A 16055-nucleotide genomic window follows, 5' to 3' on the forward strand; every position below is an offset into this window, starting at 1 on the left:
CCGGAACGTCGATCGCCGATCATTGACACCGCTTCGATCACTCTGAAGACTTCGTGTCATGTCCGGCGTCGATATTCTCGTCTCGCGCCTGCACGTCGATCTACGGCAGCAGGCCAGCGCACTCTGTCCCGGCCACTGATACTCCCTCGCTATTCGCCCGACAACGGGTTTCGCGAACCCCGCCGCCGATTCTTGGCACGGTGGAAGTACGGCATCCCGTCCGGTATTCGGTCGAATCCCCTCGTTAGCATGCGAACAATCGCGGGAGTCTCCCTTGGCGATCTCCACTCCGACCACCCCGTCACAGGCCGACGCCCGGCCCGTCGGCCTGCCACCACCGACGAGCCGACGCCGCCGAGGCCCCGACCTGCGCCGTTGGATCAGTCCGCTCGCGCTACTTGCGCTCTGGCAGCTGACCAGCGCCGCAGGCCTGCTGTCCCCAGACCTGCTGAGTTCACCGTGGACCATCGCGCAAGCCGGGTGGGAGGTGACGCGCAGCGGCGAACTCGGCGAGGCGTTCGCCGTCTCCATCGGCCGCGTCACCATCGGTTTCGCGATCGGCGCCGGAATCGGCCTCCTGCTGGGGATCACAGCCGGATTATCCCGCTGGGGCGATCTGCTGATCGACCCGCCGGTACAGATGTTGCGCACGCTGCCTTTTCTCGGCTTGATCCCCTTGTTCATTCTGTGGTTCGGCATCGGCGAAGCACCGAAGATCGCCTTGGTCGCGCTCGGCGTGGCATTCCCGTTGTATCTGAACGTGTATTCCGGCATTCGCAATGTGGACGACCAATTGACCGAGGCGGCTCGCGTTCTCGGGTTCAACAGGTTCGAACGGCTCTGGCACGTGGTGCTGCCCGCAGCAGTACCGCAGACCCTCGTCGGACTGCGGCAATCGTTGGGCATCGCCTGGCTGTCGTTGATCGTCGGCGAACAGGTCAACGCCGATGCAGGCCTCGGGTACCTGATCAACAACGCACGGGAGTTCTTGCGCACCGACGTGATCGTGGTCGGTCTGGTCGTCTACGCCGCGCTCGGGCTGGCCACCGATGCGCTGGTCCGGTTGTTGGAACGGAGGGCGCTGCGATGGCGGGCGACGAACTGACCGGGAATACCGTGCGGGTCCGGAGTCTGAGCAGGTCATTCGGATCCCGAACGGTGTTGGCCGACCTTGATCTCGACATCGCCAGGGGCGAGTTCGTCGCGTTGCTCGGTCGCAGTGGCTCCGGCAAGTCCACATTGCTGCGCATCCTCGCCGGCCTGGACCGGGAGATCACCGGGACCGCGACCGTGGCAGGCACCGTGTCGGTGGCATTCCAGCAGCCTCGGCTACTCCCCTGGCGTCGCGTGTGGCGCAATGTGGTGATCGGACTGCGAGTGCCCGCCACGTCGAACGGCTCCTCCCCCGAGACGGCCAATCCACCTGCCGACCCGTCTCGGCCCCGCAACCATGCGCTCGCCTTGCGCGCGTTGGGCGAGGTGGGGCTGTCCGACCTCGCCGAGGCGTGGCCACGAACGCTCTCCGGCGGCGAGGCACAGCGGCTGTCCTTGGCGAGGGCCTTGGTCCGGGAACCCGACCTGTTGCTGCTGGACGAACCGTTCGGTGCGCTGGACGCCCTGACGCGGCTCACCATGCACCGCCTGGTGGAGAACCTCTGGCAGCACCACCATCCGTCGATCCTGCTGGTCACCCACGACGTGGACGAGGCGCTGTCACTGGCCGACCGAGTCCTGGTGCTCGATGCGGGCCGCATCGGCGCCGAGTACCGCCCCGCGCGAGAACGGCCGCGCCGGATCGCCGACCACCTCGAACTCCGCGCCGAGGTGTTGACCGACCTGGGAGTGACCGACAGTGCGTACTCGTGAAGTCGTGGCGGCCCTGTCCGTGCTGTCGATCCTGCTCGCGGGCTGTGCATCGACTCGGAATGCCGACGCCGGGGTGCCCCCGCCGGTGTCGGACACCGAGCTGGCCGAGGTCACCCTGACCGTCGGCGATCAACGCGGCGGTTCGCAGGCGATGCTCACGGCCGCCGGCCTCCTCGACGACGTGCCCTATTCGCTGGAGTGGTCGACGTTCACCTCCGGACCGCCGTTGTTGGAAGCGGTCTCGGCGGGCGCGGTGGACATCGGCGGCGTCGGGAACACCCCGCCGATCTTCGCCGCCGCAGCCGACGCGAACATCGCGATCGTCAGCGCGGCACAGGGCGACGTGCAGGGCGATGCGCTGTTGGTGCCCGCCGACTCACCCCTGACCGACCTCGCCGATCTGCGCGGCAGGACCATCGCCGTGGCCAGGGGCAGTTCGGCTCATGGCCAGGTGCTCTACAACCTGCGCAGAACGGGACTGACACCCGACGACGTGACCCTGTCGTTCATCCAGCCCGCCGACGCCTATGCCGCGTTCGGCCAGGGCAGGCTGGATGCGTGGGCGGTGTGGGATCCCTACACCGCCCAGGCGGAGCTGGAGGCCGAGGCGCGGGTGCTCGCCGACGGCGAGGGCACCGCCAACGGATACACGTTCCAGGTCGCCGGCCACGAGGCACTGGCAGACCCGGCGCTCAATACCGCGATCCGCGACTACGTGACTCGCCTGGCCGAAGCCCAGCTCTGGGCTCGGGATCACCCCGCCGAATGGGCGGTGGCGTGGTCGGCGGAGACCGGGCTGCCCGAAGACGTCACCCGGCGGGTGACCGAACGGGGCACCGACCTGCCGGTCCGACTGGACGCGGCGGTGGTCCAGTCCGAACAGGACCTCGCCGACGCCTTCACCGAGGCCGGTGTACTGCCTGGGTCGCTGGTATTCGGCGATTTCGTCGATGATCGGTTCGAGACGGACCTCGAACCGATCGTGACGACCGCCGAGAACCGATGACCGCTTCGAGAACCCGAAGGAGTCTGCGCTGATGAGCATCACGCTGCACTGGTTCCTGCCCACCTCCGGCGACGGGCGGACGATCGTCGAGCGGTTCCACGCCAATCGGTCGCTCGGCCCCTCCGCGCAGCGGACACCCGACATCGACTATCTCGCGCAGGTCGCCCGCGCCGCCGAGGCGCAGGGTTTCGACGGGGTGCTCACCCCGACCGGCACCTGGTGCGAGGACGCGTGGCTGACCACTGCCGCGTTGCTGCGGGAGACCTCGCGGCTGAGGTATCTGGTGGCCTTCCGTCCCGGCGTGATCTCGCCGACGCTGGCCGCGCAGATGGCGGCGACCTACCAGCGCATCTCGAAGGGCAGGCTGCTGCTGAACATCGTGACCGGCGGCGACGATCTGGAACAGCGTCGGTTCGGCGACTTCTTCGATCACGATCAGCGCTATGCGCGCACCGACGAGTTCCTCTCGATCGTGCGCGGCATCTGGTCGGGGACGCCGGTGGACTTCGACGGCGAGCACCTGCGGGTGGCGGGGGCGACGGTGCTGGCCGCGCCCGATCCACTGCCTCCGTTGTACTTCGGGGGCTCGTCGGACGCCGCTCTCCCGGTGGCGGCCCGACACGCCGACGTCTACCTGACCTGGGGCGAACCACCTGCGCAGGTGGCGGAGAAGATCGGCCGGGTCCGGGAGCTGGCGCGGGCGGCAGGCCGGGAGATCCGATTCGGCATCCGACTGCACACCATCTCGCGGGACACCTCGGTCGAGGCGTGGGCCGAGGCACAACGACTGATCGACGCGCTCGACCCCGCAAAGGTGGCACGCGCACAACGCCAGCTGGCGGCGAGCGAATCGATCGGCCAGCAGCGGATGGTCGCCCTTCACGGTGGCAGGCTGCCCTCCGATGCACACGCGCTGGAGATCCATCCGCACCTGTGGGCGGGTATCGGCTTGGTGCGCGGCGGGGCGGGCACCGCGCTGGTCGGCAGCCACGCCGAGGTGGCCGATCTGATCGAGGAGTACCACGCGGTGGGCGTCGAGGAGTTCGTCCTCTCCGGTTATCCCCATCTGGAAGAGGCCTACTGGTTCGGCGAAGGTGTGCGCCCCGAGCTGCGCCGCCGAGGCCTGCTCGCCGAGGCGGGCGGGGCCGCCCCGGTGCGAGAGGCCGCGACGGTCGGCTGATCACGTCGAGCAGGCACCGACTTCAGCGTTTCACGGTCGCGTCCTCCGCTCCGGTGGACGGGGCCTGTCCACCGAGCTCGGCGAGTGCGGCGAGGACGTCCTCGGGGCCCGGCATCGACTCGATCTCGGCGCGCACCTGCCTGCAGCGTCGACGGATCTCGGCGGAGGCCAGGACGCGGTCGAGGCTGTCGGTCAGCGTCTCGACGTTCTGCTCTGGTTCGGTCAGCACGATCCCGCAACCACTGCGCTGGACGGCGTCGGCGTTCAACGGCTGGTCGGCCATTCTCGGCAGCACCAGTTGCGGGGTGCCGTGCGCGAAGGCGGTGAAGGCGGTGCCCGAGCCGCCGTGGTGGACCATCGCCGAGCAGTGCGGTAGCACGGAGTCCAGCGGAATCCAGCCGGTGGCGATGACGTTGGCGGGCAGTCGGTCCTGGTCCGGTTGCGCAGGCGCGTCGACGGCGAGCACCACCTCGGTGTCCCGCTCCGCCGCGGCGCTGATCGTCGCCTGCACCAATTCGTCCACCTCGGACCCGGGTAGCACCGAGCCCATCGTCAGACAGATCCTGGGCCGGGCTCCGGCGGTGCAGACCGCGTTGCTGAGCAGCGCGCCACCGTTGTAGGGCACGTAACGCAGGGGCAGCCCCCGGTCCGACCTGGCCGGACGCAGCGTCTCGGGACAGAGGTCGATGACGGCTGCCGGCGGGTCGAGCCGGCCTGCGACGCCGTGGCGTTCGGCCACCTCGTCGAGCACGCCGAGCAGACTGGTGGCGGGTGGATGCGGCAGCCCGATGCCGTGCAGGACCGAGGGGATACCGACGGCGGTCGCGGGAATCTCGCCTGCGGCGAGGAACGAGGTGAACACCAGGACGTCGGCTCGCCAATCGCGAGCGATCCGCACCGTCGCATCGATCATCCGACCGCTCACGGCGAACAACGTGGTCAGGAAGTCGACGTCCGCGACAGGCCGCCGCTTTCGGACCGTCGACCAGGAACCACCGAATGCGGCGGTCATTCCCCGCCATTGATCGGCGGGATCTCCGTCGGCCGGTCGGTTCCCCGCCCGCCTGGCCAGGGCGCGCGGGGCCAACTGGTGATAGTTGGCGGTGGCGCTGTCGTCCGGCGAGACATCGACGGTGGGCAGGCCGGAGCGGATCGCCATTCCCAGGCTCGGTCCGGTGGTCGCCACCAGAACCTCGTGGCCTGCGGACCGCGCGGCCCACATGGTCGGCACTGCTGGCAGCAGGTGACCGACACCGGGCGCGGCCACCAGGAGTATCCGCATCGATTTTCCCCCGCCTGTTTCCGATAACCGAACGGGCCCTGAGATCGGGGATCACCCGGCCCGGGCCCTGCGTCGGGCGAGCATCCCGCGATCTTCGTGCCCGGGACAAGCCACGATCGACGGATCGGGGACGGGGTCGAGCGGATCTTGAGTGGGCTGCGAGGCGGGGTTCGACCAGCCGGTTCAGGTAGGAAAGGACACGACCGAGCGGGCGCCCTCGCCTCGGGTCAACCGGTCGAGGGCCGAGGGCGCCTCGGCCAGGGCGAGACGGTGGGTGATCAGCGGACGGATGTCGAGGGTCCCGGCCAGGACCTCCTCGGCGAGTGCGGGCACATCCCGGTCCGGGTCGGCGGCGCCGTACACCGAGGACCGCAGTACCCGGCCGGAGTGGAAGACGTCCAGGGCGCCGAGTCCGACCACGTCGTCCCGGCCGCCCATCCCGACCACGATCACGCCGCCGCCGCGCCGCACCGAACGCCAGGCGGTCTCGATGGTCTTGGCTCTCCCGACGCACTCGAAGGCGTGGTCGGCGCCTCGGCCGTCGGTGCGCTCGCGGATCGCCCGGACCAGGCTTTCGTCCGAGAGCAGGAAGTCCGTCGCACCCGCCGCCGAAGCGAGGGATCCTTTCGCCGCCGCGACGTCGACGGCGATGATCTGGGCCGCACCCGCCTCCCGCGCGGCCAGCACGGCGGACAGCCCGACGCCGCCGAGTCCGATCACCACAACGGATTCCCCGGCGGCGACCCGCGCGGTGTTGCGCACCGCACCGACTCCGGTCAGCACCGCGCAGCCCAACAGCGCGGCCTGTTCGAAGGGCACGGCGGCGGGCACCGGGATGACCGCATGCTGCGACACCACCACCTCCTCGGCGAGCGCACCGAGGCCGAGGGTGACGTGCAACGGGGTGCCGTCGGCGGTGGTGCCACGCGCGGCCGACGGCCGACCGGAGGTCTCGCAGAACCACGGTCGACCCGCCGTGCAGTGCCAGCAGGCCCGGCAGGCGGGTGACCAGTTGAGCACGACGCGCTCACCACCTGAGAGCCGGTCCACCCCGGCGCCGAGCTCGGTGACGATGCCCGCCGCCTCGTGTCCGAGCACCAGCGGGAAGGCCGGGGCGAGAGTGCCGTCGATCATCGACAGATCGGAGTGACACACACCGGCGGCACGGATCGCGACCCGCACCTGTCCCGGCCCGGGAGCAGGAATAACGACCCGTTCCACGGTGGGCGGTCTGCCCGCGCCTCGGGCCACCAGCGCCGAGATCGTGGTTGCCGCACTCGTGGCCGGATCGCCTGCGGCGCGGCCCGTCTCGCGGTGCGGGTCGGCGGTGTGCGTGCCACCCGGTGCACCGTCGACGTTCGGCGTGCTGCGGTCTGCGGTGGCCATGGCACCCCTGCTCGTCGAGCGGTCTCACGACATGGACTAGCACTGCTAGTTTTCACTGTAGTGCGACTCGATCCGCATCGGAAGGGGTGTGCGCCGGGCTGTCCACAGTGCACCAGGGCCACCGAGGTCGGCACGGTAGAAACGCATTCAACGCCGGTGGGAGGCCCCGGGGTCGACGGTCTGCGCGTAGACCTGGACCAGTCCCGCGATCAACGCGTCGACACCCAGCGAGAACGCGCCCTCGTCCACGCTGCGCCGGTGCTCGCCGAGCCGATGCGCCTGCGAGAGATGCGGATACCGGTCGGCATAGAGCGCCGGGTCGGTGTCGAAACCCGAGGCGAAGGAACCGAGGGCGGAACCGGCGACCAGATAGCGCATGGTGGCGCCGATATGGGTGGCCCGCGCGGGCGGCCACCCGGCCGCGACCAGCCCGCCGTAGACGGCATCGGCCATCGCCAGCGCCGCGGGCCGACGGCCGGGGCCCTGCGCCAGGAACGGTACGACGTTGGCATGGGCCACCAGGGCGTCCCGGTAGGAGTGTGCCCAACGCCGCAGCGCGGTGGGCCAGTCGTGGTCGGCGAAGAACGAGACGTCGACCCGCGCGATGATCGCATCGGCGACGGCGTCGAGGATCTCGTTCTTGGTGGCGAAGTGGTTGTAGAGCGACGGCCCGCGCACCCCCAGTTCGACGGCGAGTCGTCGAGTCGAGAACGACGCGAGGCCTTCGGCGTCGATCAGCGCGGTGGCCGCCTCGACGATGCGGTCTCTACTCAGCCGAGGCTGACGCGGCCGAGCCATGATCGGTCCTCCTCGCGGTGCGATGGCGCTCACCCGACCCGACGACGAGGGCGGATCGGCGCTGGACGCCCATAAACTTTCAGCGCTAGTTTAGAACCGGCCGCCCACTTTCGACGACCGGGAGGCGAAGTCCGCGAGACACCGGCCTGCGGCGGCCGTCCGCCATCGGCCGCGATGCCGACCTCCGAGCCGCTCTCCCCGCGAAGCAGTCCGACCACTCCCGAGGAGCCCGCCGATGCGCCCCGTCCATTTCCTGGCCGCCCGTCGCACCCCGATCGGAAGGCTGCGCGGGGCGTTGTCGACGGTGCGTCCCGACGACCTCGCGGCCCAGGTCATCGGCGGATTACTCGGCGATGTCCCCGCACTGGACCCGCAGCGGATCGACGACGTCTACTGGGGAGCCGCCAACCAGGCTGGCGAGGACAACCGCAATGTGGCCCGGATGGCGGGGCTGCTCGCCGGGCTGCCGTTCTCGGTGCCGGGCGCCACGGTGAACCGGCTCTGCGCCTCGGGTCTGGAGGCCGTGATCACCGGGTCCAGGGCCATCGCCTCGGGCGAGGCCGACATCGTGGTGGCGGGTGGCTCCGAATCGATGAGCCGGGCGCCGTTCGTGCTGCCCCGTCCGGAGGACGGCCTACCGTCCAGAATGGAGTTGGCCGACACCCGACTGGGCTGGCGGCTGGTCAACGAACGGATGGCCGACCGCCACGGCGTGCTGGCGATGGGCGAGACCGCCGAGGAGGTCGCCGAGCGGCACTCGATCTCTCGACAACGTCAGGACGCCTTCGCGCTGCGCAGTCACCGGCAGGCGGCACAGGCGCGGCAGGCGGGCCGATTCGACGCCGAGATACTGCCGGTGCGCACGCCGGACGGGGAACTCGTCGAGGCCGACGAGGGCATCCGAGGCGACACCTCGTTGGAACGGCTCGGCGCGCTGCGGCCCGTGTTCCGCGCGGGCGGCAGCGTCACGGCTGGCAATTCCTCCCCGCTCAACGACGGCGCTGCGGCGGTCCTACTGGCGAGCGAGTCGGCGTTGGCCGATCTCGGGGTCGCCCCGCTGGGTCGCTACGCCGGGGGTGGCAGCGCGGGCGTGCACCCGGATGTGATGGGACTCGGTCCGATCCCCGCAGTACGGAAGCTGACCACCCGACTGGGCAGGCGGATCGAGGATCTGGACGCCGTCGAGGTCAACGAGGCCTTCGCCGCGCAGGCGCTCGCCGTGATCGACGAGTTGGGCGTGGCACCGGACTTGGTCAATCCGGACGGTGGCGCGATCGCCCTGGGCCACCCTCTCGGCTGTTCCGGCGCCCGAATCCTGACCACTCTGCTGCACCGCATGAATCGGATCGGTGCCGCCCGAGGCCTTGCGACGCTGTGTGTCGGGGTCGGGCAGGGCACCGCCGTGCTGGTGGACCGTGATCGGTCCGAACACTGAGTACGTCGACTCGAATCGAGGAAGGGATCACCGTGAGTAGATTCGCGGAACGGATCGCCATCGTCACCGGTGCCGCCCAGGGCATCGGTGCCGCGACAGCCCGCACCCTGGCCGCGGGCGGTGCGACGGTGGCCGTGGTCGACCTGACCGAGCAACGCGCCCAGTCCGTCGTCGAGGAGATCACCGAGAGCGGCGGGACGGCGGTGGCCATCGGTTGCGATGTCACCGACGAGAGCGCCGTGCAGGCGATGGCGGCACAGGTAGTGGATCGGTTCGGCCGGGTCGACATCCTGGTCAACAACGCGGGGATCACCAGGGACAACCTGTTGTTCAAGATGCCCGCCTCGGAGTGGGACGCGGTGATCAACACCAATCTGACCAGTATGTTCCTCTGCTGTCACGCGGTGCAGGCCTCGATGGTCGCCGCCAAGTACGGCCGCATCGTCAACCTGAGCAGCCGCTCCGCACTCGGCGCCAGGGGTCAGGTGAACTATGCGGCGGCCAAGGCCGGGGTGCAGGGCTTGACCGCGACGCTGGCCATCGAGCTCGGACCGTTCGGGGTGACGGTGAACGCCGTCGCACCCGGCTACATCGCCACCGCGATGACGGCCGCCACCGCACAACGCGTCGGGCTCGAAGCCGAGGACCACCAGCAGCAGGCCGCAGCGCAGACGCCGCTGCGGCGGGTCGGCCAGCCGAGCGAGGTGGCCGAGGTGATCGCCTTCCTCGCCTCCGACGCGGCCTCCTACGTCAGCGGTCAGACGCTGTATGTCAACGGCGGGGCGCGATGAGCGTCCCGGAGGATCCGTCGGCCGCCTCGGAGGAGGCGCCCCCGGTCCGGGTGTTCGCGTCGCTGGCCGAGCTGGCCGGGGCGGTGGGCGAGGTGCTCGGTCCCGGGCAGTGGCAACCCATCGAGCAGGACCGGGTCGACGCCTTCGCCGAGGCCACGGGCGATCGACAGTGGATTCACACCGACCCGCAGCGTGCCGCCGCCGGTCCGTTCGGCGGAACCGTCGCCCACGGCTACCTGATGTTGTCCCTGCTCCCGATGCTCAACCGCAGCCTGTACCGGGTGGCGAGCCTGCGAACCGGGATCAACTACGGGCTCAACAAGGTGCGGTTCCCGGCGCCGCTGCGCACCGGGAGCGCGGTGCGCGTCACGAGTCGCATCGACGAGGCCACTCCGTTGGACGCCGGTTCCCTGCAACTCGTGGCGACGGTGACCGTGGAGGTCCGCGACGGCGAACGGCCGTGCTGCGTCGCACAGACGGTCTCCCGGCTCTACGAGGACACCTGAGCCCATTTGTCGCGCGCTGGCGGTGACCGCCGCCGGCGCGCGAGGGGTGGGTGCGCTCAGCCCAGGACGCGATGCGCCTCCATGGCCAGGGACAGCTCGACCAGGTCGCGCGGCCGGTTCAGGGATCGGCCGGTGAGGTGCTCGTAGCGGCGGAGCCGATTGAGCACGGTGTTGCGGTGGCAGAAGAGCCGGGTGCCCGCCCGCAGCGCCGATCCGTCGCTGTCCAGCCACACGGCAAGCGTCGACAAGAGGGACGCTCGGTCCGGTTCGTCCAAGGCGAGCACCGCCCCGAGGCTGCGCTCGATGAGCGCGGCACCCAGTTCCGGGCAGGACAGGGCCATTGCGGCCGGCAGATGATCGTGGAGTAGGGCCGTCTCACCGTCGCGGGTGCAGGTGGCCAACGCGGTCTCGGCGAGCGCGCCTGCCGAGCCCAACGCGGCCAGGCCGCCGACCGCCGGGCTGATGCCGGCCCGAGTCCCCGCCGGGACGCGCAGTACCGAGGCCAGCTCCTCGACGTCGAGTTCCCCGAGGAGCACGATGCCCCGATCCGACTCGGCGCCGATGTGCCAGACGACGCGGGCGCCCGCGACCTTGGCGGGCAGCCCGGAGCCTCGGCAGGCGCCTCGGTCGCCGCCAGCGATGGCGATCACCGCGTAGCGCGCGAATTCGGGCAGCTCCAGGGCGGCGGCGACGGCGGGGACGTCGGCGATGCGGGCGGCGCCGTCGAGCACGGCGCCGACCAGGGCCCGCATCCGCTCGTGGCGTCGTCGGGTAAGCCTGCTCTGGACCTGACGGTATGCCTCGGCGATCAGTCCGGAATGCTCGTCGACGAAGTTCCACACGTCGGCGGCGACGTGCACCAACAGGTGAGCCTGCTCGGGTTCGCGTCGGGTCGCGGTCTCCACCAGACCCTGCCAGACGATCCGACCGCCCAGCCGGAAGGCGTGCAGCAGGGCGTCCAACGGCATGCCCTGTTCGGCACGTTGGGCCCCGATCCGCCAGGAGCAGAGCCGCGCCGACTCCCTCGTCTCCTTGGGACGGAGGAACGCTCGAACGTTGTTCTCCAGCGACTCGTGGACCTCCTGCCACAGCTCGTCGGGGTCGACGACGGCCGCACGGTAGGCCGATTCCTGCTCGCGCAACGAGCCGACCAGTCGGTCGGTCAGCTCATCCAGCTCACCGAGGAGCACGGCGGCGGTGCGGTGCAACAACGCCACGGCCGCACCGTCGGCCGTGGAGCGGATCGGTGGTTCGGCGGCGGGCAGTCCCGGGAGCGATCGGGCGTCCAGGCGGGCGGTGCGGGCGCGGTGGTGGGCGGCCCTGGGGTCGTGGCGACGCAGCCTGCCCCCGAACGCCGACGGCCCGATCGGTCGGTTCGGCTCGATGCCCGGACTGCCGGACGCCATCGGTCTCACCATGGCCCTCCCTCGATTCGCCACCTCGTGAACGTGTCCGGCCGCTCGATCGATTCGAGACGCGGGTCCTCGGCCCGATCGGCGACCTTGGTCATGCCCTGGTCTCGTTGGGTCGCACGGTGCTGTTCGGGAGCACGGCGTTCTGGAACACGGTGTTGCTCGGAAGCACGGTGTTGCTCGGAAGCACGGTCGGCTCCGAGGCGCTCGGGTGGCTCGACGTCCCGATGCCGTCGTCCGCGACCAGCACATGCGCCAGTTCGGTCCTGGACCGCACTCCGAGCACGACGAAGACGTTGCGCAGATGGTGATCGACGGTGCGTGGGCTCAGGCACAGCGTCGAGGCGACCTCCCGATTGGTCGCGCCCGCCGCGACCTGCCGCGCGATCCGCAGTTGCTGCGGGGTGAGTCGGGCGATGCGACCCGGGGACAGCGCCGCCGGTTCGGCGCCCGCCGCCCGCAGTTCCTCCCGGGCCCGGTCCGCCCAGATCCGGGCCCCACACGCCTCGAAGCGACGCAGTGCGCCGCCCAGCTGTACTCGGGCCGCCCTGGGTCGGCGCCTACGTCGGAGGATCTCGCCGTGGAGGCGTTGGGTGCGGGCCCCCTCGAAGTCCGCGCCCGCCGCCTCATGCAGTCGTAGGGCCTCGCCGAACAGGCGGTCCGCCGAGGCGGGGTCCGCAGCCAACAGGGCGCGACATCGGAGGGCCTGTGCCAGGGCGCCTGCGTCCTCGGTGGTCCGCGCGCGCTGCTCGAACCGACGCAGCGCCACGTCGATCCGGCGGGAGTCCCTGGCGAGGACGACGGCTTCCGCCAGGCAGGGCACCGCGAAGATCCGGACCGCGAAGTGACTGTGTTCCGATCGACCCTCCACCAGTGGGAACAGCCGGTCCGCCGCGTCCTGCGGGCGGGACAGCGACAGATCGAGCCGGGCCAGGCTCCAGTCGGCGACGCTGACCGCCATCGCCAGGCCTCGGACCCGGCCGGTCGCGATGACGGCCTCCGCATGTGCCCGACAGCCTGCGGCATCGCCGGTGACCGCGGCCGACATCGCCAGCACCGCACGCAGTTGGAGGGCGCAGTTGCCCTGGCCTGCGGCGCGGGCGGCGGCCAGGCCCGCCGTGGCGTGTTCGGCGGCCCTGGCGTGGGCACCCAGCCGCAGCTCCGCATAGGCGAGGTGTTCCAGGGCCTGCGGGATGATCGCCAGGCGACCGCGTGCTCTGGCTCGGACGACGGCCCTGGTGGCGGTCACCCTGGCCACCGAGAGCGCACCGACCAGTAGTGCCGCCGAGGCCAGATGTGCCAGCAGCTCGGGAGAATCCTCCCGTTCGGCCCGACGGCGCAGCACCTGTGCGGCATCGGTTCCGGCGCGTCCATCGCCGTGGAGCACCGGGGTCAGGGCCGCATCACCGTCGGTCCAGCCCGGCACGCCCCGGTCTCCGTCGGGATCCGGCTCGACCCTCCGGGATCCCCGCAGGTTCGCGACGGCGTCGACCTCGGAGAGGAAGCCCTGTTCGTCGCCGGTGATCAGCGCGGCCTCGGCGGCCCGAACCAGTGCCTCGGCCGCCAGGCCGGGATCGGTGGCGGCGAGGTGATCGGCGGCCAGCAGCAGGGCCTCCCGGGCGTCGTCGACGATGCCGTCCCGCAGTTCCACGATGCCGCCGAGGAATTCGAGTCTGCCCCGCAGGATCGGCTGCGGCGGGAGGTCCCGCAGCCGGGTGAGCAGCGGTCTGACCCGATCCGTGCGGCCCGCCGACCAGGCGTGTTCGGCGGCACGGACCAGCCGATCCGCCCGACGGGCGGTGTCCTCGGTCAGCTCGGCCGCGGCGGCCAGGGCCGAGGAGCAGGCCAGCAGGGTGGTCGAGTCGAGTGTCTCCCCCGCGGTGGCCCGACCGACGGCGGTCTCGATGGTCTCGGCCAGTCCGTCGTCCGATCCGACGACCGATGCGGCGCGGTGCCGCAGACCGCTCACCGTGTCGCCCTGCTCGATCAGCACCTCGGCCAGCCGTCGGTGCGCGGCCCGTCTCCGCCACGACGGCTCGCCTCGGTAGGACGCGGTGCGCAGCAGGGGATCGGTGAAGTGCAGCCGGTCGCCGTCGCCGAAGACCAGACCCTCGGATTCGGCGATCTCCAGGGAGCCCGAGGCCAGGCCTGCCCGCTCGGCCGCCCGCAACACGGTGCCCAGCCCCGCCGCAGGCTCCACCTCCAGCGCGGTGGAGGCGAGTAGGAGAAGTTCCCGGGCGTCGGTGGGAAGACCGGCCAGGTGCGTGCGGTGGGCTCGGCGAAGGGACTGCGCCGCGAGCAGCCGTTCGGGCAGCGGATCGAGTCCGGCCAGTTGCGTGCCGGACAGGCCGTCGACGAGTTCGATCAGCTGTCGTGGAACGCCGTGGCCCGCGCGCAGCAGCACGTCCCGCACCTCCGGCGACAGCGGGCCGGGTGCGCGATCGGTCAGCAGTGCGGTGGCGGCGGGCTCGTCGAGCGGGGCGAGCCTGCGGGTCCGGATCTCCGGTGGCCATGCCCTGCCGTCCTCGCGCGCGGCCAGTAACACGGCCGCCCGGTGTGCCGGGGTGAGCCTGCGGATCGCGAAGCACAGCGCGTCCCGGGATGCGCGGTCGAGTCGATCGGCATCGTCGATGCAGCACAGCAATGCCCGCCCGGCCGCGAGGACGCTCAGTGTGTGCAGCAGCGCGCGGCCGAGCGAATCCGGTTCGGGTTCCAGTGGCGCGTCGCCGATACGCACCTCGGGGACCCGTCGCTCGGTCCCGGTGAGACCGACGGCGGCCAGCAGGGCGTCGATCCGGAAATCGGCGATGCAGCGCAGCTGTTCGGCGACCGGCCGCAGCAGCGCGTGTAGTCCACTGTGGATCCGTGTCGACTCGGCAACCGTCGCTCGCAGGTGCAACACCGTCCCGCCGTTGATCGGGCGGGCGCCGTGATCGACCAGGGTCGTCCGGCCCAGACCGGATGCGCCCAGCAACAACAGCGCGCCGCCTCGTCCGACCCGTGCACCTCGGCGTAGCGCGTCGATCTCCGCTCGTTCGGCGGTCCGGCCGTGTACTCGGCTACCGACCGCCCTGTCAGGTAGTCCGATCACCTCCCTCAAGTTACGCACGGGTTACACGTCGGGGAAGGACCGAATGCGGCAGGCGGCGCGGCCCGGCCACCGGACAGCACCGAGCGGCGGACCGTTGCGGAGGGCGAATCCGCTGATCACCAGGTCGACGACGCCACCGGGCCAGGTCAGGGCCGGTCGGGCGTCCTGTGCGGGCGCACATCGTGACCGCTTCCGCGCTGGGCACCACGACAGCTCCCCCGCACCCGACCGAACCGTGCGACCCGGCGGCTCATCGGGACGGATCGATCACCAGTCTGCCGACGGTGTGCCCGTCAGCCAGGCGTTGCAGCGCATCGGCGGTGTCCGCGAGCCCGACCAGTTCGGTCACCCGTGGGCGCACCACGCCTTGCGCCGCGAGCCTGCTCAGCTCCCGGTGCGCCGCCGCGACGGCCGTCGGATCGCGGTGGACATACAGCCCCCAGTGCAGACCGAGGATCGAATAGTTCTTCACCAGCGCGTGGTTGAGACCGGGTTGCGGGATCACCCCGCCTGCGAAGCCGACCACGACGATGCGTCCCTCGAAGGCGATGCACTTGGTCGAGCGGGTGTAGGCGTCACCGCCCACCGGGTCGAACACCACGTCGGCGCCGCGACCACCGGTCACCTCGCGCACCACCTCGACGAAGTCCTCCTCGTCGCGGACGACGACGATGTCGGCACCGGCCTGCCGGGCCACGGCCACCTTGGCCGCGCTACCCACCACGCCGATCACGGTGGCGCCTGCCGCCGAGCCCAACTGCACCGCCGCGCTGCCGACACCGCCTGCGGCGGCGTGCACCAACAGCACCTCCCCCGGTGCGATCGCCGCCCGCCGATGCAGTCCGAACCAACCGGTCTGGTAGCCGATGTACAGCGCGGACGCCTCGGCGTCACCGAGCTGTTCGGGGGCGGGTTGCGCCGCCTCCGCCGCCATCAGCGTGTACTCGGCGAACGCGCCGTGCGGCAGCACCGACAGTCCGATCACTCGGCTGCCGATTGCGGGCGCGGACACCCCGGTGCCCAGTTCGACGACCTCACCGCACAGTTCGACTCCAGGGGTGAACGGCAGTGGCGGCCGGACCTGATACCGGCCCCGGCACAGTAGGACGTCGGCGAAGTTGACGGCGGCGGCGCGCACCCGGACTCGGATCTGGCCGGGGCCGGGTGTCGGTGGGTCGGTCTCCTCCGGGACGAGCACCGTCCCCGGTTCGCCGGTTTCGTGGACCTGCCAGACACGCACGAGTCCTCCTCGATGAGGGGGCGGGGCGAACCTGGATGTCCGCCCCGCCTGGGATTTCCGGA

Annotated in this window: 13 protein-coding genes; 7 read left to right on the forward strand and 6 right to left on the reverse strand. The window is 71.0% G+C overall.

Features of this window, described 5'->3' with window-relative positions; genetic code table 11:
• Positions 1-274 precede the first annotated feature (274 nt).
• The 4 genes from BKA25_RS14565 to BKA25_RS14580 are packed head-to-tail and all read left to right on the forward strand — an operon-like array spanning position 275 to position 4052.
• A complete protein-coding gene (locus BKA25_RS14565) occupies positions 275-1105 on the forward strand; it encodes an ABC transporter permease (RefSeq protein WP_375791855.1) in 831 nt (276 codons plus the stop codon).
• The gene (locus BKA25_RS14570) at positions 1087-1866 is read left to right on the forward strand and encodes an ABC transporter ATP-binding protein (RefSeq protein ID WP_069849071.1); all 780 of its coding nucleotides are present in this window, start codon (positions 1087-1089) and stop codon (positions 1864-1866) included. The genes BKA25_RS14565 and BKA25_RS14570 overlap by 19 nt, the downstream gene beginning before the upstream one ends.
• Complete coding sequence (locus BKA25_RS14575) at positions 1853-2872, forward strand: ABC transporter substrate-binding protein (protein ID WP_069849069.1); 1020 nt, start codon at positions 1853-1855, stop codon at positions 2870-2872. Before BKA25_RS14570 ends, BKA25_RS14575 begins: the two co-directional genes overlap by 14 nt.
• A 31-nt stretch (positions 2873-2903) precedes the next feature.
• Entirely contained in the window at positions 2904-4052 is a 1149-nt protein-coding gene (locus BKA25_RS14580) for an LLM class flavin-dependent oxidoreductase (RefSeq protein WP_069849067.1), read from the forward strand.
• A gap of 22 nt (positions 4053-4074) precedes the next feature.
• Here the strand turns inward: BKA25_RS14580 and BKA25_RS14585 are convergent, their stop codons facing one another.
• From BKA25_RS14585 to BKA25_RS14595, 3 genes are all read right to left on the reverse strand, one after another.
• Positions 4075-5334 (reverse strand): glycosyltransferase, encoded by a 1260-nt coding sequence (locus BKA25_RS14585; protein WP_084642951.1) that lies wholly within the window; start codon positions 5332-5334, stop codon positions 4075-4077.
• Positions 5335-5517: 183 nt separating this feature from the next.
• Entirely contained in the window at positions 5518-6720 is a 1203-nt protein-coding gene (locus BKA25_RS14590; RefSeq protein ID WP_172803782.1) for an alcohol dehydrogenase catalytic domain-containing protein, read from the reverse strand.
• Positions 6721-6867: 147 nt separating this feature from the next.
• Positions 6868-7518 (reverse strand): TetR/AcrR family transcriptional regulator, encoded by a 651-nt coding sequence (locus BKA25_RS14595; RefSeq protein ID WP_069853621.1) that lies wholly within the window; start codon positions 7516-7518, stop codon positions 6868-6870.
• 235 nt (positions 7519-7753) lie between these two features.
• On the opposite strand from BKA25_RS14595, the gene BKA25_RS14600 reads away from it, so the two are divergent.
• Genes BKA25_RS14600 through BKA25_RS14610 form a run of 3 tightly spaced genes read left to right on the forward strand, consistent with a single transcriptional unit; the run spans position 7754 to position 10250 of the window.
• Positions 7754-8953: a thiolase family protein gene (locus tag BKA25_RS14600; RefSeq protein ID WP_069849063.1), complete on the forward strand. Its 1200-nt coding sequence runs from the start codon at positions 7754-7756 to the stop codon at positions 8951-8953.
• Positions 8954-8985: 32 nt separating this feature from the next.
• Entirely contained in the window at positions 8986-9744 is a 759-nt protein-coding gene (fabG, locus tag BKA25_RS14605) for a 3-oxoacyl-ACP reductase FabG (RefSeq protein WP_069849062.1), read from the forward strand.
• Complete coding sequence (locus BKA25_RS14610) at positions 9741-10250, forward strand: MaoC family dehydratase (RefSeq protein ID WP_069849060.1); 510 nt, start codon at positions 9741-9743, stop codon at positions 10248-10250. The genes fabG and BKA25_RS14610 overlap by 4 nt, the downstream gene beginning before the upstream one ends.
• A 56-nt stretch (positions 10251-10306) precedes the next feature.
• On the opposite strand, the gene BKA25_RS14615 is transcribed toward BKA25_RS14610, so the two are convergent.
• The 3 genes from BKA25_RS14615 to BKA25_RS14625 form a co-directional block, all read right to left on the reverse strand.
• Entirely contained in the window at positions 10307-11656 is a 1350-nt protein-coding gene (locus BKA25_RS14615) for a PucR family transcriptional regulator (RefSeq protein ID WP_084642949.1), read from the reverse strand.
• A gap of 100 nt (positions 11657-11756) precedes the next feature.
• Complete coding sequence (locus BKA25_RS14620) at positions 11757-14753, reverse strand: helix-turn-helix transcriptional regulator (protein ID WP_184285091.1); 2997 nt, start codon at positions 14751-14753, stop codon at positions 11757-11759.
• A 250-nt stretch (positions 14754-15003) separates the two neighbouring features.
• A complete protein-coding gene (locus tag BKA25_RS14625) occupies positions 15004-15993 on the reverse strand; it encodes an NADPH:quinone oxidoreductase family protein (RefSeq protein WP_069849057.1) in 990 nt (329 codons plus the stop codon).
• Positions 15994-16055: the final 62 nt, after the last annotated feature.

The sequence above is a fragment of the Actinoalloteichus hymeniacidonis genome, from assembly GCF_014203365.1.
Lineage (GTDB): Bacteria > Actinomycetota > Actinomycetes > Mycobacteriales > Pseudonocardiaceae > Actinoalloteichus_A > Actinoalloteichus_A hymeniacidonis.